The sequence below is a fragment of the Desulfofundulus sp. TPOSR genome, from assembly GCF_011393055.1.
Classification (GTDB): domain Bacteria; phylum Bacillota; class Desulfotomaculia; order Desulfotomaculales; family Desulfovirgulaceae; genus Desulfofundulus; species Desulfofundulus kuznetsovii.
On record NZ_JAAOEF010000001.1, the window covers coordinates 437,356 to 452,533 of the forward strand.

Sequence of the window (15,178 nt, forward strand, 5' to 3'; positions counted from 1 at the left end):
GGGAAGAGGAGATTATTTATGCATCTAATGATGACCTAGTAGGTATACTCGTGAAGGAGGGATCATGCCCATGTGTATAAATTCCTTCCGTTAAATGCGGGAGGTTGTTTTAGGAGGTTGTTTTAAAAGGATTTTGCTTTCTACTTGCCGACTTCGCAGGACTGTTCATATGCCTTGCGATAGCCGGCTTATTTTTGAAAGGAGGTCTACGTAATGAACAACTTCAGGGCTTGGTTGTTAATGGGTCTGCTAACCGTTTTGCTGGTGTTGATTGGTAATGCGGTGGCCGGTAGTTCGGGGGCTTTCCTGTTCTTTCTTATCGCCCTGGGTATGAACTTTTTCGGTTACTATTTCAGCGATAGAATTGCCATCGCCATGACCGGATCCCAGCCCCTGGCCGAACATGAAGCGCCGGAACTGTATGCCATGATTCGCAATCTCGCCCAGCGGGCGGGGATTCCCATGCCCCGGGTGTATCGCACTCCGTCACCTCAACCCAATGCCTTTGCGACCGGTAGGAACCCGGCCAATGCGGCGGTGGCGGTAACCGACGGTTTGATGCAACTTCTTAACCGTTCGGAAGTAGAGGGCGTTCTGGCCCACGAAATTGCCCACATTAAAAACCGGGACGTGCTGGTGGGCACCATTGCCGCTGCCCTGGCCGGGGCGATTACTATGATTGCCAATGCGCTGCAATGGGGGCTGATCTTTGGCGCCGGCCGGGATGACGAAGAGGGAGGCAATCCCCTGAGCCTGGTAGGTACCCTGCTCATGATTATTCTGGCTCCTCTGGCGGCCACCCTCATTCAGTTGGCCATCTCCCGTGCCCGGGAGTTTGAAGCCGATGCCACCGGCGCTCGTTTGGCAGGTTCTCCCCACGGCCTGGCCAACGCATTGCTCAAGCTGGAACGGGCCGCCCAGCATATTCCTATGCAGGTTAACCCGGCTACCTCTCACCTTTTTATTGTTAACCCGCTGACAGCCGAATCTTTCGCCCGTCTCTTCAGCACCCACCCACCCATTGCGGAAAGGGTGCGGCGTTTACAGCAAATGCAATAGCCCTGACACTTTTCGGGCCTCTGTCCGCCGGGCAGAGGCCCGTTTTCTATGAAAAAATTTTACCAACCATGTGGGATATGATATACTGGTGAATGGGCCGTTTTGAGTGGCCACCGGAACAAAGGAGGTTGTCCGTATATGGAAATAACTCACCCACAAAAGACCATTGTGGTGAGTATTCAGGGATGGGAACTGGAAGTATTGGAAGGACCGCGCAAAGTAAATGTAGATTTAATGGGAGAAATGCTGGAATTCAAAGGGATCTGGCTAACCGAACCGGAGCGGGGCGTGGTAACCGTGCTTTGCTACCCGGAAAAGGTTTTTTATCTGGAAATAACTGAGGAGGAACTGCCGGTAAAAAGACCCGGTCGAAGAAATAATGTTACTTTCTTACGGCCCATTGAACAGATCCCGGAAAAAGATAGTTGAGCACCCGCACGGCCTCCTGCCGTGGAGTGCCCATCATAACAGCCTAACTACGCCGCCGTAAAACTAACGGCGGTGTCGCTCTTTATGGGACTTCCCGTGGCGAGATTTGCTTTCACCGGAAGGGGCTACCTTTAATACGGCAAAACCGGCCTGGCCCTCCATCAATACAGGTTCCACTTCCAGTGCTTCTTTGGGGCGCATAACCGTCTCCAGTTTTTTGAGCGTTTCCGGAGAAATGGGAGTTGATTTGTCGTTTTTACTACCGGCCTTCCCGTCCGTGTGCTCCTGGTTGCTCTGTCCCGATTTGCCAGATGGAGGCTCTTCCCTGGCTTCAGCCAGTTCCAGGGCGCAGGCCACCTCCTCCAGGACCTTCTCCTGTTTCTGCCCTGCTTCCCGCACCTTTTCGCTACCCTGCCTGTCCTCCCCAAGACCGGCGGAAAAGTTATCTTGCATTTGTTCCCCCGGAAGTCCGGCTTCACTATTGATCTCCCTGTCTTCACCCCATAAGAGCTCGTAGCGCAGCTGGCGGCAATCGGAAAGAATCCTTTCCATGTCCGCCTCCAGTGCCCCGACAACAGCGGCCAATCTAGTGAGAAAGCCCTCCTGGAATCCTCCCTGGCCTTTAGCACTTTCCATTATACCGGGTAAATCAACCAGTTCTTCCTCTACCCTGTTGGCTAAATCCTGCAGGTGCTGCAGGGCCCCTGCAATCAGTTCCCCCAGGTCCTCCGCCAATTCCTCCTGCTCCCTGCGTAATTCCAGATACCGCACAATTTCTTCAATGGATAGATCGGCAATGGTGCTTTGCTCCAGTGCACTTAACTCTTCTACCAGTTCGTAATAGCGTTGTAACAATTTCATCAACCTCCAGGCAAAATTTTCCGCTAGTTTTTATTCTACCATACATTACCTTTTCCTTCATTAAATAGCTAATTTTAGTTAAAATTTTTATTGTTCTTAAACGGTATATATGTTTAAAAAAATTGGCAACGGTTAAAATAACATTGAATACAACATTTCCAAGCATGTGGGAGGTGAAATCCAGTGAACAGATACGGCTGGCTGGGAATCGTCTTTGGCATCTGGTTGATCATTGCTCCCTTTGTACTGGGCTATTCTAACGTAGTCAATGCCATGTGGAATGATATCATTTTAGGCATTCTTGTTGCTATCGGTTCCTACCTGACCAACGCTGAGCTCAGGGGAGCAAGGGTTGGTGGTGGAGGAGAAAATAAATAACCCCTTCCACGCCCACACCCGCCCGGAATGTTGTTCCGGGCGGGTGTGTTTTTTAGGCCTGGCACCGTATCACCGCCCAATGTTAAGCTTCTTGACCAGAGTTGGCGGGTATGTCATACTGAAGCTAAAGAAGGGAGGCAATGACCGTGCCGGGCTTTAACCCTTTTACATCACCCCGGGCCGAGGAAATCGAGCAAAAAATAAAAAAGCTAAAGGAAACCTTTCCGGGCTTGTCTTTCCAGGAATTGGCCATGAAAATCATTCAGGAGAGGGCCCGGCAATGCGCGCTGGCAGGAATGCTCACTGCCCTACCGGCGGTAGTGCCCGGCCTGGGTACATTGCTGGCCCTCCTGGGAGGAGTAGCCCTTGACGTAACCCTGCTTACCTACCTGCTGGGCCGCATGGTTCTCGAAGTAGCCGCCATTTACAATAATGACCTTACCGGTTACCGTTACCGGCGGGAAGCCTTTTGGGCCTTCGTTTTTGCCGCAGGGATAGGGAGCGTCGGAAACAGTCTTTCCCGGGCCGCCGTTACCCAGCTCTCCAAGGAAGCCTTCACTGCCCTGATGGAACGCACGCTTCTCTCATTGGGGGTGCGGTCAACCGTCCGTTCGAGCCTGGTGCGCCTCATTCCACTTTTAGGTTTACTGCTGGCCGGCGGGGTGAATTATTTCATGGCCGTAGCCATGGGCAGGCGGGCCGTGCAATATTACGAAAAACGGCAAGAATGGCCGGGGAAAACGATAGACGTTTAATTTAAGTTGACACCCATGACGTCTCAAGCGCCACCAACAGAGATAAGGATGAAAATGGCCCAGCACTCACTGCAACTGAGGTTCATTGGTGTGGATGATTACCAAATACGCGCAGAATCAATCTCTACGCAGGTACCTGGATCCAGTGAGTGCTGGGCAGGCAAGCAGTATTTTCAGGACAGAAGTAAAAAAAGGACCCTTTTTCCCGGGGTCCTTTTTTGCTTACTGCTGTTTTATTAATTTAGCCGCTAACTTCAGCCTGGGATACTTCCCCCCTGGTTTGCTGCATTTCCAGGGCCCTTTCCTTTAAACGCACGAAGTAGAGGGCAAAGGGCCGGTAGGCCAGGTGAGACCATTTGGTAAAGGGGACCTCCAGACCCAGGAGGGGCACCGTAAAGGCCAGGTGCAGGGCAAAGGTGTGATAGGTGGGCAGGGGCATATGCAGCTCCATAAAGATACGCATTAATAAGCCCGTGACCACCGTGCACCAGAGCAGGATCAGGAACATCCAGTCGGTGGAATGGGAGTACTGGTGAATTGGCTCTTTTTTATTTAAACGCCCGATGATCGCCAGGGTCGTAGCATAAAGCATAGCAATAGATGCATAACTCCAGAGCAACTTGCCGGGGTGCCACCACATGGGCGGCTCGTTGGTCAGGGACCATCTGGTCACAACGTCAATGTTCACCAGTACGAAGGCCACAAAGTAACCGCTCATAATCAAGAAGTGTCTCAACCAGAGCGACTTGTTGGCACACATACGCAGACGGGCCTGGGTGGCAAAATGAAGCACCAGGGTGCCCAGTTCCTGAATATATACGGATAAGGGCAGCCCGCCGGCCTGGGGACCCATAATTAACCTGTACATCCGGTAAACATTGGAAAGCAACAGAAAGGCCAGCAACGCACCAAAAACGTAACCCACCGGGTGAACTATGTGTGCGGGGGCGAAAGTTTCCAGCTCCACCCTCTCCGTAACCATTTCACCGCTGAACGTATACACCACTATCAGGGTCAGGGCAAACAAAAGCCCCACCAGAATTACTTTCCAGGCCATGGAGGTGTAGAGCTTCCGTGAAATGCCGGTCCAGTCATAGACCGTGGTCAGATACCTCCGCAGGGCCATCATCAGCTCGCCGGGATCGGCTTTCCGCGGGCAATTCTTCTGGCAGTCGCCGCAATAATAGCACAACCACGGTTCCACGGAATGCTTGATCTTATCTTCCAGGCCCAACTGCACGTACCGCATAAACCTGCGCGGAAACTGCTGCTCATCCGTTGCCAGGGAACAAACAGCCGTACAAGTTCCGCAACTAAAGCACTGGGAGACAGTTTTAGCCCCGAACTTCTGGAGTTTGTTCGCAAAATGAGGGTTCACCTTTATCAATTAGCTCTCCCTCCCCATCGACGCGCTCAGGAGCTCCGAAATTTCCATCACCTTGATTTTCTCCTGTTTATCCAGAGCCAGACAATCTGCTTCCAGCATGATTACACAGTAGGGGCAGGCCGTAGCGAGAATATCCGCTCCCCGCTCCTCGGCATCCAAAACCCTTAATTCTCCAAAACGTTCTCCCCTGGGCACCTCGGCCCATAACCGGCCGCCGCCCCCGGCACAGCAAAGACTTCTTTCCTTTGCTCGGCTCAGCTCGATAAGTTCTGCACCGGGAACAGCCTTGAGCAAAGTGCGCGGTGCTTCAAAGATTTCGTTGTGGCGTCCCAGGTAACAGGGATCATGATAGGCCACTTTTTTATCCAGCGGGGTGGTAAGGGGAAGCTTGCCCTCCTGCACCAAATCCGCCAGCACCTGGGTGTAGTGCACCACTTCAAACTCCCCGCCTAATTCGGGGTACTCATTCTTAAAGGTATACAGGCAATGGGGGGAAGTAGTGATGATCTTTTTAACTCCCTTTTCTTTAAAAAGCTTAATATTGGACTCAGCTAGTTTTTGGAATAGCTCCTCATCACCGATCTTGCGGACCGTTTCGCCGCAGCAACTTTCCTCCACGCCAATGACACCAAAATTCACTCCCCCCTTCTTCAAAAGATCCGCCACGCTCCGGGCGATCTTTTGGCTGCGGGGATCGTAGCAGGAAGTACAGCAAACAAAGAGCAGATATTCGGTATCCGGCGTAAAAGCAGGTACTTCCATTCCTTGCTGCCAGTCCATGCGCTTCTCCCGGGGACCGGACCAGGGGTTGCCGTTGGCATGCAGGCTTCCCACCACGGACCGCACGGGAGCCGGCACAAACCCGGCCTCGACGGTGGTACTCCGCATGGAACGCACATTTTCAATTATCTTTACCTGCCTGGGACAGTTCCGCTGACAGGTGCCGCAGGTGGTGCAGGCAAAAAGTACATCCTCGTCATCGAAGCCTTCCAGGCCGAGTTGCGCCAGGCGTTGCATTTTACGGATGTAAAAAACTTCACTGGTATGACCAGAAACCAGCCGCCACGGGCACAGGGCAGAACAGAGCCCACAACTCATGCAATAATCCAGGGTTTGCGCTCCGGCTGCTACCAGATATTCTTTCATCTCTAAAGATATTTCTTTTGGTTCCATCATCTTTAAACCCCTTTGGCAATGGTTTTATTCGAAAAGGCATGCTCAATAATGCTAAAAACCGGAGGCGATACTTTGCAGCGTCACCCGCTGCCTTGCATTTGCCGGCAGCAGATACAGCGCGGTTGCCCGCCGGTACCTGTTCACCGGAGGGCAACCGACGAGAGGGGTTTTTTGCCCCCTCCCTGTACTCTTTTGAAGAAGTAGACCCATTCCTGCATCAAATACCAAATTTGATGAGCCAAAAAGGTTCCTGGAGAAGAGCTTTTCTGTAAGCCACCCCTCCCTTACGGAAGGGGCTTCCTGCTTCATCGAGAGCCTCATGGCCCGGCTCCACAGGCGTAACTTCGGGCAGCCCCTGCCCCGGTCGCCTTTCATCCCCTGCCTTACGGCAGGGGACTTCCCGGCGGGAAAGTTAAAAGCCTTTATACGGGTTGGGACCGACTTCCTCCAGTTTGCTGGCAAAGTCCTCGATAATTTGAGGAATGCGGTCGTAATCCATAATGCTGACCTGCTCCATCCGCACCCGGTCGGACTCCAGAGCCAGGCGGTTCAATGTTTCTGAGATCTTGGACAGGCGGTAGCTGGCCAGTTCACTGCCCTTAATGAAGTGGCACTGGTAGTCGTCGCCGTGTTTGCAACCCAGGAGCAGAATGCCGTCAATACCCTTGGACAGGGCATCGGCAATCCAGATGAGGTTCATGGAGCCAAGGCATCTAACCGGAATGATCCGTACCCACGGACTGATGGTCAGGCGATTGATGCCGGCCATATCCAGAGCCGGATAGGCGTCGTTTTCACAGGCAAAGACAAGGATTCTCGGTTTTTCCTCGTCCTCTTCCGGCACCTCGATGGCCTTCACCATGCTGCCGATCATGGGTACCGAGTAGTTCTTGAAGGAAATGATCCGCTCCGGACAGGCACCCATGCAGGTACCACAACGCCGGCACCGGGTGGGATTGGGTAGCGGATTGGCCTTTTCATCCTCGTTAATTGCACCAAAAGGACACTCAACGGTGCACCGCTTGCACTGGGTGCATCTTTGCATGAAGAATTCCGGGTAGGAAAGATCCCACACCCGCGGGTGCACTGCTGAACCTTGGGCCGTCAGTTCAATGCACTGGATAGCTTTGAGGGCGGCTCCGGTAGCATCCTTGATGGTTGAGGGAATATCCATAGGCGCCCGCACGCTGCCGGCGGCGTAAATGCCTGTCCGGCGTGTTTCATACGGGAAGCAGATAAAGTGCGAATCCGCAAAGCCGTATTTTAAAGTTGGCACTTCGGGACCCTGCCGGTACTCCAGGTTCAAGATATTCGACTTAATGATTTCATCCGCCGGTGGCTCGGATTCTTTGCCCTGCTCATCTGCCTGCACGACGAGCCTTTCCCCAATAGCAGTGGTGGGCACCATGCCGGTCGCCAGGACCACCAGATCAATGGGTTCTGTTCTAATCCGGTCCCCTACCAGAACATCATCGAATTCAACAACCAGGTTTCCGCCGTCTTCTTCAATGCCCGCAACTTCCCCTCTAAAGAAGAGGGCTCCTTCTTTTTGCACCCGCTGGTACAGAAACTCGTAGTTACCCGCGGCCCGCATATCTTTATAGAAAATGTAGACCGTGGCTTCGGGATCCTTTTCCTTCACATAAAGTGCCTGTTTTAAGGATTCAGTACAGCAGATGGCCGAACAGTAGGGCAAATGCTCTTTATCCCGGGAACCGGCACAAAGAATGAAAGCAACGCTCTTTACTTCCTTGCCGTCGGAAGGACGTTTAAATTCGCCCCTGGCGGCCATTTCTTCAAACATCTCGCCGGTAATCACGTTGGGGTATTGCCCAAAACCGAGATGGCTCAACTTGGTGGCATCGTAGGCCACCGCTCCGGTAGCCAGGACGATGGAGCCCACCCTTTCGGTAGCCAGGTTGCCGTTTTGCTTGATTTCTACGTCAAACATGCCCGGGGCACCAGAAATCTTTTCAATTTGCGCACCTTTATAAACAGTAATATTGGAGTTCTCTTCCACTTCCTTGATTAGCTGGGTGATACCAACATCTTCAAGTTCACTATAAGGCGGCTTCAGGCCAACCTGCTTGTATAGCTTGGTAACCCAGCCGCCCAGGGACGGATTCTTTTCCACCAGCACAGTTTTATATCCGGCCCGAGCAGCTTCTGCCGCGGCCGTCAAACCGGCCAGTCCCCCGCCAACAACCAGGACGGTTTTGGATAGGTTTTCCGCCTGGAAAGGTTCCGGCAGGGACGATTGCTGGGCCTTGACAATACCCATACGCAGGCTGTCTTCTGCCAGCATCTGGGTATCTTCATCGTTGGCCGGATGGCTCCAAACGCCCTGCTCCCTTAAGTTAACCCTTTCCACGATAGCGTTGGGGAAATTAAAAACATCGTAATTTACCCGCATGGAGCAGGCCGCAATAACGATGGTGTTGACCCCTTCCCCTTCCATGTCCTGCTTAATCAGCTCAACACCTTCTGCACCGCAAAGGAAGGGGTGGGACTTACAAACCGGTACTTTGTATTCTTTAGTCGCTACCTTTGAGAGAGCATCAATATCCAAGGCATCCCCAATACCACAACCGGTGCATATATAAACCGCCAGCTTTTTGTCCACCGTCATTTACCTCCCCACCGTCGATTGAATAGCCTTGAGGGCAGCAGCAGTCGCATCCTCGACACAGGAAGCCACATCCATCGGCCTGCTCACGCAGCCGGCGCTATATATACCAGGCGCGCCACCGACCGCAAAGCCATTCTCATCGTAAACCAAATCCGCAGGTGCTTTGGCCTCTCTTGTGGCCGGCGCCATTCCGGTCGCCAGAACAACCAGGTCGAATTTCTCTTTCATTAACTTCTGGGTCTCCTGGTCTTCCACTACCACGGTCAAATCCTTGGTTGCCGGATCTTCGGTGATGTCGCCGGCCTTTCCTTTAGCTAAATGAATATTCGGATTATCTTTTACTTTCGCGTAAAAGTCCTCAAATTTACCCAGCGCCCGGACATCAATGAAATAAATGTAAACTTGAGCATTGGGATTTTGATCGATGACATAGGTTGCCTGCTTTAAAGATGCGAGGCAGCAAACACCGGAACAATAGGGCAGGTGGTTTTCATCCCGGGAACCGGCGCACTGTACAAAAGCCACCCGTTCCACCGGTTTGCCGTCGGAGGGGCGCAGGATCTTGCCCTGGGTGGGACCATTGGAAGCGGCCAGCCTTTCCAGCATCACGTTGGTAATGACATTTTCATACTGGCCAAAGCCGTAATATCCAATCTTGGAGGCATCATATGGGTTCCAGCCGGTAGCCCAGATAATGGAACCAACCCTTAAAGTCATCTCCTTGGGCTCCATATTCAAATCGATGGCATTAACCGGGCATACCTCGACACATTTATTGCATTTCGAGCAGGCCTCTGCATCAATAACATACTTCATGGGGAAGGCAAAAAGGTGTGGTAAATAAATGGCCCTGGTTTTATCCAGACCGTAGTTGAAGTTATTTTTTCTTTCCTCCGGGCACACCTCTACACATTTGCCGCAGGCGGTACAATTCTCATTGACATAGCGGGGGTGGATTTTTACTTTAATCTCAAAATCCCCTTCCTGACCGGAAACTCCCGTAACCTCGGCCAGGGTTAGGAAACGGATTCTAGGATTGCTCTTTATCCTGCGGAAGTTGATCTCCAAACCGCAGTTCGGGGGGCAAAGCTTGGGAAAATATTGATTCATCTGGGCTACCCTGCCGCCAAGGTAAGGATTTTTCTCAATAATAAAGACTTCATAGCCTACCTCTGAAGCCTCAATAGCAGCAGTTAACCCGCTTATTCCCCCTCCAACCACCAGGATGCTCTTATTACCCATATCTCATCACCGTCGCAAGTTAGTTTTTGAAAAATAAGGGTTAAGCCGTGGCCGCGAACAGCCACGGCTCTCATCATATATGCAGACAGGTAGCCGTTTGATAAGGCTATTGGTTAGTCAATGATGGAGATGACGGGCCGCTTGAAGACTTCCCACTGCCCGGTGTTGCGATCCCAGCGGCAGTTGACGAAGCACTTCCAGTTCTCTTCGTCCAGGTTCGGGAAGTCCGCCCTGATGTAGTAGCCGGGCCACCTGGTTTCTTCGCGGAACAGCACGCTCCTGATATGGGCCTCAGCCTGCCACATCCTGTGGACGTTCTCCCAGCACCGCATGAGTTCATGCAGGCTTTCGGCAGCCAGTTTCTCCGAGTCCTCCTTCAGCATTGCCAACAGCTCCAGGCCTCTTTCGAGCAGGTACTTGTTGGTGGTGAAGGACTTGGATACCCCGCCGGCATACTCATCCATGATCTTCTGCAGCCGGAACATGAACTGCTTCGGACGGATGTAGTTCGGGTTCACATCCGGATCGGTGGTCATGCCCTTGTACTGCTCGAAGGTGTCCAGCGGCTTCAGGATCCTGGCCTTCAGTTCTTCAATTTGGGCCGCGTCCACCTTGGGTTCCTCGTTGTTCTCCACGATGAACCGGATGGCAGACTTGGCCGCAATCCGCCCCTCAGTGAAGGAACCGGAGGAGAACTTGTGGCTGGAAGCACCGGAAGCGTCGCCGGCACAGAACAAGCCCTTGACAGTGGACATGTTGGTGTAGCCCCACTGATACTCGGCCGGGGCAATGTCCTCGGGACCGCTGACCCAGGCGCCGGAAGCACCGGAGTGCGAACCGATGAAGTAAGGCTCGCAGGCGGCAATTTCAGAGGGCTTCTCCTCGGGGAAGGTATTGGTAGCCGCCCACAGCAGGGCCTGGGAAATGGTCATGTCGAGGAAGTCTTCCCAAGCTTCGGCTTCCAGTTCCTTAAGCTTCTTCTTGCGCTGCTTCTCGTCGGGCATTTCCTGGGCCAGGCGCTGAATGGCTTCCTCAGTCCTCATGTAGATGGGACCCTTGCCGGCTCTTTCGTCAATGAGACCCAGGTGGTTCCGCAGGTTGGCGGGGATGGGCTTGGTCAGGCCGTAAGGAGCATACTGCTCAAGCACATCCGGGTGGGTCTTCATGTAGTCCTCGCCCAGGGCGTTGGTGGCCACGGACTTGAAGAGCAGGAACCAGGCACCCACCGGCCCGTAGGCATCCTTGAAGCGCACAGGAATGAAGCGCACTTCCTGGCAGGTCATTTCGGCGCCGGCCTTCAGCGTGAAGTAGGCGCTGGAACCGGTGTTGAAAGGAGGATACCAGGAGCGGCCGAGACCCTCGCCGGTGGAACGGGGCCGGAATACGTGCACGGCACCACCCATGCCCACCAGGACGGCCTTTGCTTTGAAGACATAGAACTTGTTCTCGCGGACGCTGAAGCCGACGGCACCAACACAGCGGTCGCCATCCATCAGGGGCTCCACGATGAACACGCGCTCGTAGATGTTGTCGGGACCGAGGGCATTCAGGGCGTTCTTCGCAGCTTCGGCAACGATGATCTTGTAGGACTCACCGTTGATCATGATCTGCCAGCGGCCTTCATGGACGTACTTGCCGTTCTCGTCTTTCCAGATGGGCAGACCCCACTTTTCAAACAGGTGCACGGTGGAGTCAACGTGGCGGGCGATGCTGTAAACCAGGTCCTCCCTGGTAATGCCCATGAGGTCCTGTCTCACATAACGGACGTAGTCCTCAACGGTGTTGTCGCCGGCAGCCTGGCCGATGTAGAGGTTAATAGCGGACAGGCCCATGGCCACGGCACCACTGCGGTCCATAGCGGCTTTATCCACCAGGGTGACTTTGAGGCCGTGCTTTTTGGCCCAGTAGGCAGCTTCCACGGCGGCGCCGCAAGCGGACATACCACCACCAATTATCAATAGATCAGTACTGACTTCTACCGTTTCAAAATTTGCCATTTGCCTAACCTCCTCTTCTATTTATTTCTTCAGGGTCGGAACTTCGCAGCCCAGGGAACCGGGTTCAGTAAACAGTACATAACTCTTCAGGTCGTCAGTGCCGGTCTCGAAGCCAGCATCGGGTACGATGGAACCTTCCGGCGTGGTCCGGATGGGGAACTTGAAGCGCTTAATGGTGCCGTTCCGGAACTTGATGGTCCACATAATGTCTTCCGAACCTCTTAAAGGAATGGTGCTGGCACCCATGGGAACAAAGTCGGCGTAACCCCTCAGGTCCATGGCCTGCTGCGGGCAAATCTTAACGCAGCATGCACACTCCCAGCACATTTGAGGATCCCGGTTGTACGCCTTCATTCTTTCTTTGTCCAGGACCATCAGGTCGTTAGGACAAATGTACATGCATGCGGTTTTGTCCTGCCCTTTGCAGCCGTCACATTTTTCAGCGATTACATAACTTGGCATAAACTCTAACCTCCTCATAAATTTTTAATTGCATTAGGCACGCTGGAAAGAAATCTCCCCTCCCTCTTCCCGCTACCCACCTCCCCTTCTGGCTGGTCATTTATTTTTAGTAGTTTTTAAGGAAATCATCCATTACGTCTATGCTTTGCTTTTCAACCACCAGGTCAAAGATCTTATCTTTTACTTCTCTGGGCAGCAACTCGATGCTCTTGGTGGTGGCAGAGTCGTATTTAGCCGTGGGGAAGACTTTTAACACTTTATCCTTTTGTTGCTCGGTGCAGGGGACCTTAATCACCTTCAGGCCGGCCAGTGCCTCTTCCGCCATGTTGGCCAGACCGGCTTTTTGCAGCTTCTCATACCTCTCTTCGTTGATCCAGATATTAATGGTAATGGACATCTCGCCACCTCCTAAACTAGTACTTCATATCGGGAAGGCTAAAAACGGGGTTCCGCTCCTTTAAGTACTTGTCTGTAACAAAAGCAGAACCAAAGCCGTACTTTTCTGCGCATTCCATGATGAGGTCAAATACTTCGGGTCTGAAGATCAGGCGAGGTGGCTTCACACCATCTTGGATGATGCTCCTGATCAAAGTGCCGCTGAAGTTTTGACTGTGCTCCTTGTGGCCACACAGCCCGGAATAGGTTACCTCACCGCAAATGGGGCAATACCACCAGGCAAGTACACGGATGGGTTTAATGTTCAATGCACCTTCGGGGATCTGGTCAAATATTCTGTGGGCATCGTATGGATCATAATAAGTACCTACTCCAGCATGGTCCCGGCCAAACATGTGGTGGGTCAAACCGAGGTTGGATCTCAAAATGGCGTGGAAAACAGCCTCTTTGGGACCGGCATAGCGCATATCCCAGAGGGTAATAGAGGTCAAATGTACGTCTTCCCTGAAGTAGCCCGCTTTGCGCAACACATCGTGGCACAAAACAATGGCCTCGTCGATGTAATCGCCTTTTCTTTTCTCGCCGATAATGGCATTGACCAGCACGCCGGTAAGGGTCTTCTCCACGGGCAGTTCACCGTGAGTAGACAACCAGGCGCCCTTCATGAGCCATTCGTGTCCGGTATGGGGTACGTTTCTGGTTTGATGGGCTACGACTCTCTGCCAGCCTTTTTCGGCAAATTTCTGCCTCAGTTGTTTTGGAGTAAAGAAGAATTCGTCAAAAGGAGGGTTAATCTTGGGCGGGTTGACAAGGGTAATTTTCCCACCGATAAACTTATCCTTGTAGTTATACGTCCTGGCAACACCGGGGTGTTTGTCCTCCGTTGTGCCGTAGACCTTCTGGGCCATCTCCTGCTTGTCATAGGTGAAGATCTCTTCTACTTCAAGGATGGCCATCGGCTTATCCTGGTAGGTCAACAGCAGCTTGTCGCCCTCTTTAATACCTTTTTCGTTGATTTCTTCGGTGGAAATATCGAAGACAATGGGGATAGGCCACAGCACACCATTGGCGAGCTTCATTTCATTGCAAACGCCTTCTACGTCCGCCCTGGTCATAAATCCTTCCAGGGGTGTGAAAAATCCGTAAGCAATATCTATGATTTCCCTCGCTATTTGCCCACGGATAGGTACCGGAGTTAAACCTTTAATTGCCTCAGCAGCTTTTTCCGGTTCTAAAACCCTTTCCACAATTTCTTTGCCGCCATGGCCAATATAGGTCATTTCCCTTCTCCTTCCTTAAAAGATTGTGATTGTAAATGTGTACTTCACCTCTTTAATAATCCTCCTTTTTGACTATCCCCTCCCCTTCCCATTTGGAAATACAACTGACAAGAGCCTTGCATGAGACATACATATGGCACGCCTAACAGAGCACGTTACAATTACACGCTACAATTATATATATAATATCTCTCTTCTATTCCTGCTGTTTCCAGCGAAAATTGTCGCCCACCTGATAATTAATTTACCCGCCATTTGTTAATATATCTGCGGGCTGTTATGCCAGGGGTCCGGTCAATCATTCATTGCACCCCCTGTTTACTTAGTAAGTGCTATTCGACACAAAAACGAGACTTCCTGCTAATGAAGTCCAGAAAACTTTAAATTCTTTTTGAAACAACGTAACAATTAACCGGGGCCTGGAACAGGGCTTACAATCTTCGTGCCTCTATTTGTGATGGTGAAGGCTATCACTTGTTTATATACCATAAATTCAATGAGCTGACAAGCACTTCTTGCTCAATGGTCAAGGGGGATAGATCTGCGCTGGAGGATGTAACAGGGCCGATACAACGCAACCTCCCTAAAAAGAAAAAACTGGCGATAAACTGCTCGCCAGCTAGTATTTTGATTGGAGGCGACACCCGGATTCGAACCGGGGAATAGCGGTTTTGCAGACCGCCGCCTTAGCCACTTGGCTATGTCGCCATAAAAAATGGAGCGGAAGACGGGATTCGAACCCGCGACCCTCGCCTTGGCAAGGCGATGCTCTACCACTGAGCCACTTCCGCATGTTTGATGAGCTACATTATATATTATTTTTGCCGGTTTGTCCAGGTGGTGCCACGGGCCGGAATCGAACCAGCGACACGCGGATTTTCAGTCCGCTGCTCTACCAACTGAGCTACCGTGGCACATTAGATTGGCGGAGCTGACGGGAGTCGAACCCGCGATCTCCGGCGTGACAGGCCGGCATGTTAGACCACTACACCACAGCTCCGCTTCTATTGCCTGCAGCCCGGAGCTACCGCCCCTCACTGCTGACAATCTTAAGTATACAAAAAGTACGCCTAAATGTCAATTGGTATTTTCAGCTGCAAGACAAAATTTTTCGTTCTAAGCTTCAA

13 protein-coding genes and 4 tRNA genes are annotated in these 15,178 nt (G+C 52.1%); 4 read left to right on the top strand and 13 right to left on the bottom strand.

Translation table 11 applies throughout. The annotated features are described in order from the left end of the window. Nucleotides 1-213 precede the first annotated feature (213 nt). A complete protein-coding gene (locus G7K71_RS02250; RefSeq protein ID WP_013822185.1) occupies nucleotides 214-1,059 on the top strand; it encodes a zinc metalloprotease HtpX in 846 nt (281 codons plus the stop codon). Between the two features lie 138 nt (nucleotides 1,060-1,197). Beyond that, entirely contained in the window at nucleotides 1,198-1,488 is a 291-nt protein-coding gene (locus tag G7K71_RS02255; protein WP_013822184.1) for a hypothetical protein, read from the top strand. A 63-nt stretch (nucleotides 1,489-1,551) separates the two neighbouring features. On the opposite strand, the gene G7K71_RS02260 is transcribed toward G7K71_RS02255, so the two are convergent. Further along, the gene (locus tag G7K71_RS02260) at nucleotides 1,552-2,343 is read right to left on the bottom strand and encodes a hypothetical protein (RefSeq protein ID WP_013822183.1); all 792 of its coding nucleotides are present in this window, start codon (nucleotides 2,341-2,343) and stop codon (nucleotides 1,552-1,554) included. Between the two features lie 189 nt (nucleotides 2,344-2,532). Here G7K71_RS02260 and G7K71_RS02265 point away from each other — a divergent pair, with 189 nt between their 5' ends. Beyond that, entirely contained in the window at nucleotides 2,533-2,727 is a 195-nt protein-coding gene (locus G7K71_RS02265; protein ID WP_013822182.1) for an SPW repeat protein, read from the top strand. A 146-nt stretch (nucleotides 2,728-2,873) separates the two neighbouring features. Then, a complete protein-coding gene (locus G7K71_RS02270; protein ID WP_166343171.1) occupies nucleotides 2,874-3,482 on the top strand; it encodes a hypothetical protein in 609 nt (202 codons plus the stop codon). A 241-nt stretch (nucleotides 3,483-3,723) separates the two neighbouring features. Here G7K71_RS02270 and G7K71_RS02275 read toward each other — a convergent pair whose 3' ends face one another. The 12 genes from G7K71_RS02275 to G7K71_RS02330 form a co-directional block, all read right to left on the bottom strand. Then, nucleotides 3,724-4,860, bottom strand: coding sequence for a 4Fe-4S dicluster domain-containing protein (locus tag G7K71_RS02275; RefSeq protein WP_313884922.1), 1,137 nt, complete (start codon nucleotides 4,858-4,860; stop codon nucleotides 3,724-3,726). 9 nt (nucleotides 4,861-4,869) lie between these two features. Then, nucleotides 4,870-6,045, bottom strand: a complete 1,176-nt coding sequence (locus tag G7K71_RS02280; RefSeq protein WP_166343175.1) for a (Fe-S)-binding protein — start codon at nucleotides 6,043-6,045, stop codon at nucleotides 4,870-4,872. 412 nt (nucleotides 6,046-6,457) lie between these two features. Further along, nucleotides 6,458-8,668, bottom strand: coding sequence for an FAD-dependent oxidoreductase (locus G7K71_RS02285; protein ID WP_166343177.1), 2,211 nt, complete (start codon nucleotides 8,666-8,668; stop codon nucleotides 6,458-6,460). 6 nt (nucleotides 8,669-8,674) lie between these two features. Next, entirely contained in the window at nucleotides 8,675-9,916 is a 1,242-nt protein-coding gene (locus G7K71_RS02290) for a CoB--CoM heterodisulfide reductase iron-sulfur subunit A family protein (protein WP_166343179.1), read from the bottom strand. A gap of 113 nt (nucleotides 9,917-10,029) precedes the next feature. Beyond that, nucleotides 10,030-11,913 carry an adenylyl-sulfate reductase subunit alpha gene (aprA, locus tag G7K71_RS02295; RefSeq protein WP_013822176.1) on the bottom strand — a complete coding sequence of 628 codons (1,884 nt, stop codon included), beginning with the start codon at nucleotides 11,911-11,913 and terminating at the stop codon, nucleotides 10,030-10,032. A gap of 21 nt (nucleotides 11,914-11,934) precedes the next feature. Next, complete coding sequence (gene aprB / locus G7K71_RS02300) at nucleotides 11,935-12,375, bottom strand: adenylyl-sulfate reductase subunit beta (protein WP_013822175.1); 441 nt, start codon at nucleotides 12,373-12,375, stop codon at nucleotides 11,935-11,937. A gap of 106 nt (nucleotides 12,376-12,481) precedes the next feature. Beyond that, complete coding sequence (locus tag G7K71_RS02305; RefSeq protein WP_013822174.1) at nucleotides 12,482-12,772, bottom strand: DUF6955 family protein; 291 nt, start codon at nucleotides 12,770-12,772, stop codon at nucleotides 12,482-12,484. 16 nt (nucleotides 12,773-12,788) lie between these two features. Further along, nucleotides 12,789-14,051 carry a sulfate adenylyltransferase gene (sat, locus tag G7K71_RS02310; RefSeq protein ID WP_013822173.1) on the bottom strand — a complete coding sequence of 421 codons (1,263 nt, stop codon included), beginning with the start codon at nucleotides 14,049-14,051 and terminating at the stop codon, nucleotides 12,789-12,791. A gap of 632 nt (nucleotides 14,052-14,683) precedes the next feature. Then, nucleotides 14,684-14,759 (bottom strand) — tRNA-Cys (locus tag G7K71_RS02315). 8 nt (nucleotides 14,760-14,767) lie between these two features. After that, a tRNA-Gly gene (locus G7K71_RS02320) sits at nucleotides 14,768-14,842 on the bottom strand. Between the two features lie 47 nt (nucleotides 14,843-14,889). Then, a tRNA-Phe gene (locus G7K71_RS02325) sits at nucleotides 14,890-14,965 on the bottom strand. Between the two features lie 9 nt (nucleotides 14,966-14,974). Beyond that, nucleotides 14,975-15,051 (bottom strand) — tRNA-Asp (locus G7K71_RS02330). Nucleotides 15,052-15,178 lie beyond the last annotated feature (127 nt).

What these genes read in the sequence shown, in the direction of transcription:
- G7K71_RS02250 (WP_013822185.1), top strand. Translation starts at nt 214, where the DNA reads ATGAACAACTTCAGGGCTTGGTTGTTAATGGGTCTGCTAACCGTTTTG.
- G7K71_RS02255 (WP_013822184.1), top strand. Translation starts at nt 1,198, where the DNA reads ATGGAAATAACTCACCCACAAAAGACCATTGTGGTGAGTATTCAGGGA.
- G7K71_RS02280 (WP_166343175.1), bottom strand. Translation starts at nt 6,045, where the DNA reads ATGATGGAACCAAAAGAAATATCTTTAGAGATGAAAGAATATCTGGTA.
- G7K71_RS02290 (WP_166343179.1), bottom strand. Translation starts at nt 9,916, where the DNA reads ATGGGTAATAAGAGCATCCTGGTGGTTGGAGGGGGAATAAGCGGGTTA.
- aprA (WP_013822176.1), bottom strand. Translation starts at nt 11,913, where the DNA reads ATGGCAAATTTTGAAACGGTAGAAGTCAGTACTGATCTATTGATAATT.
- aprB (WP_013822175.1), bottom strand. Translation starts at nt 12,375, where the DNA reads ATGCCAAGTTATGTAATCGCTGAAAAATGTGACGGCTGCAAAGGGCAG.
- G7K71_RS02305 (WP_013822174.1), bottom strand. Translation starts at nt 12,772, where the DNA reads ATGTCCATTACCATTAATATCTGGATCAACGAAGAGAGGTATGAGAAG.
- sat (WP_013822173.1), bottom strand. Translation starts at nt 14,051, where the DNA reads ATGACCTATATTGGCCATGGCGGCAAAGAAATTGTGGAAAGGGTTTTA.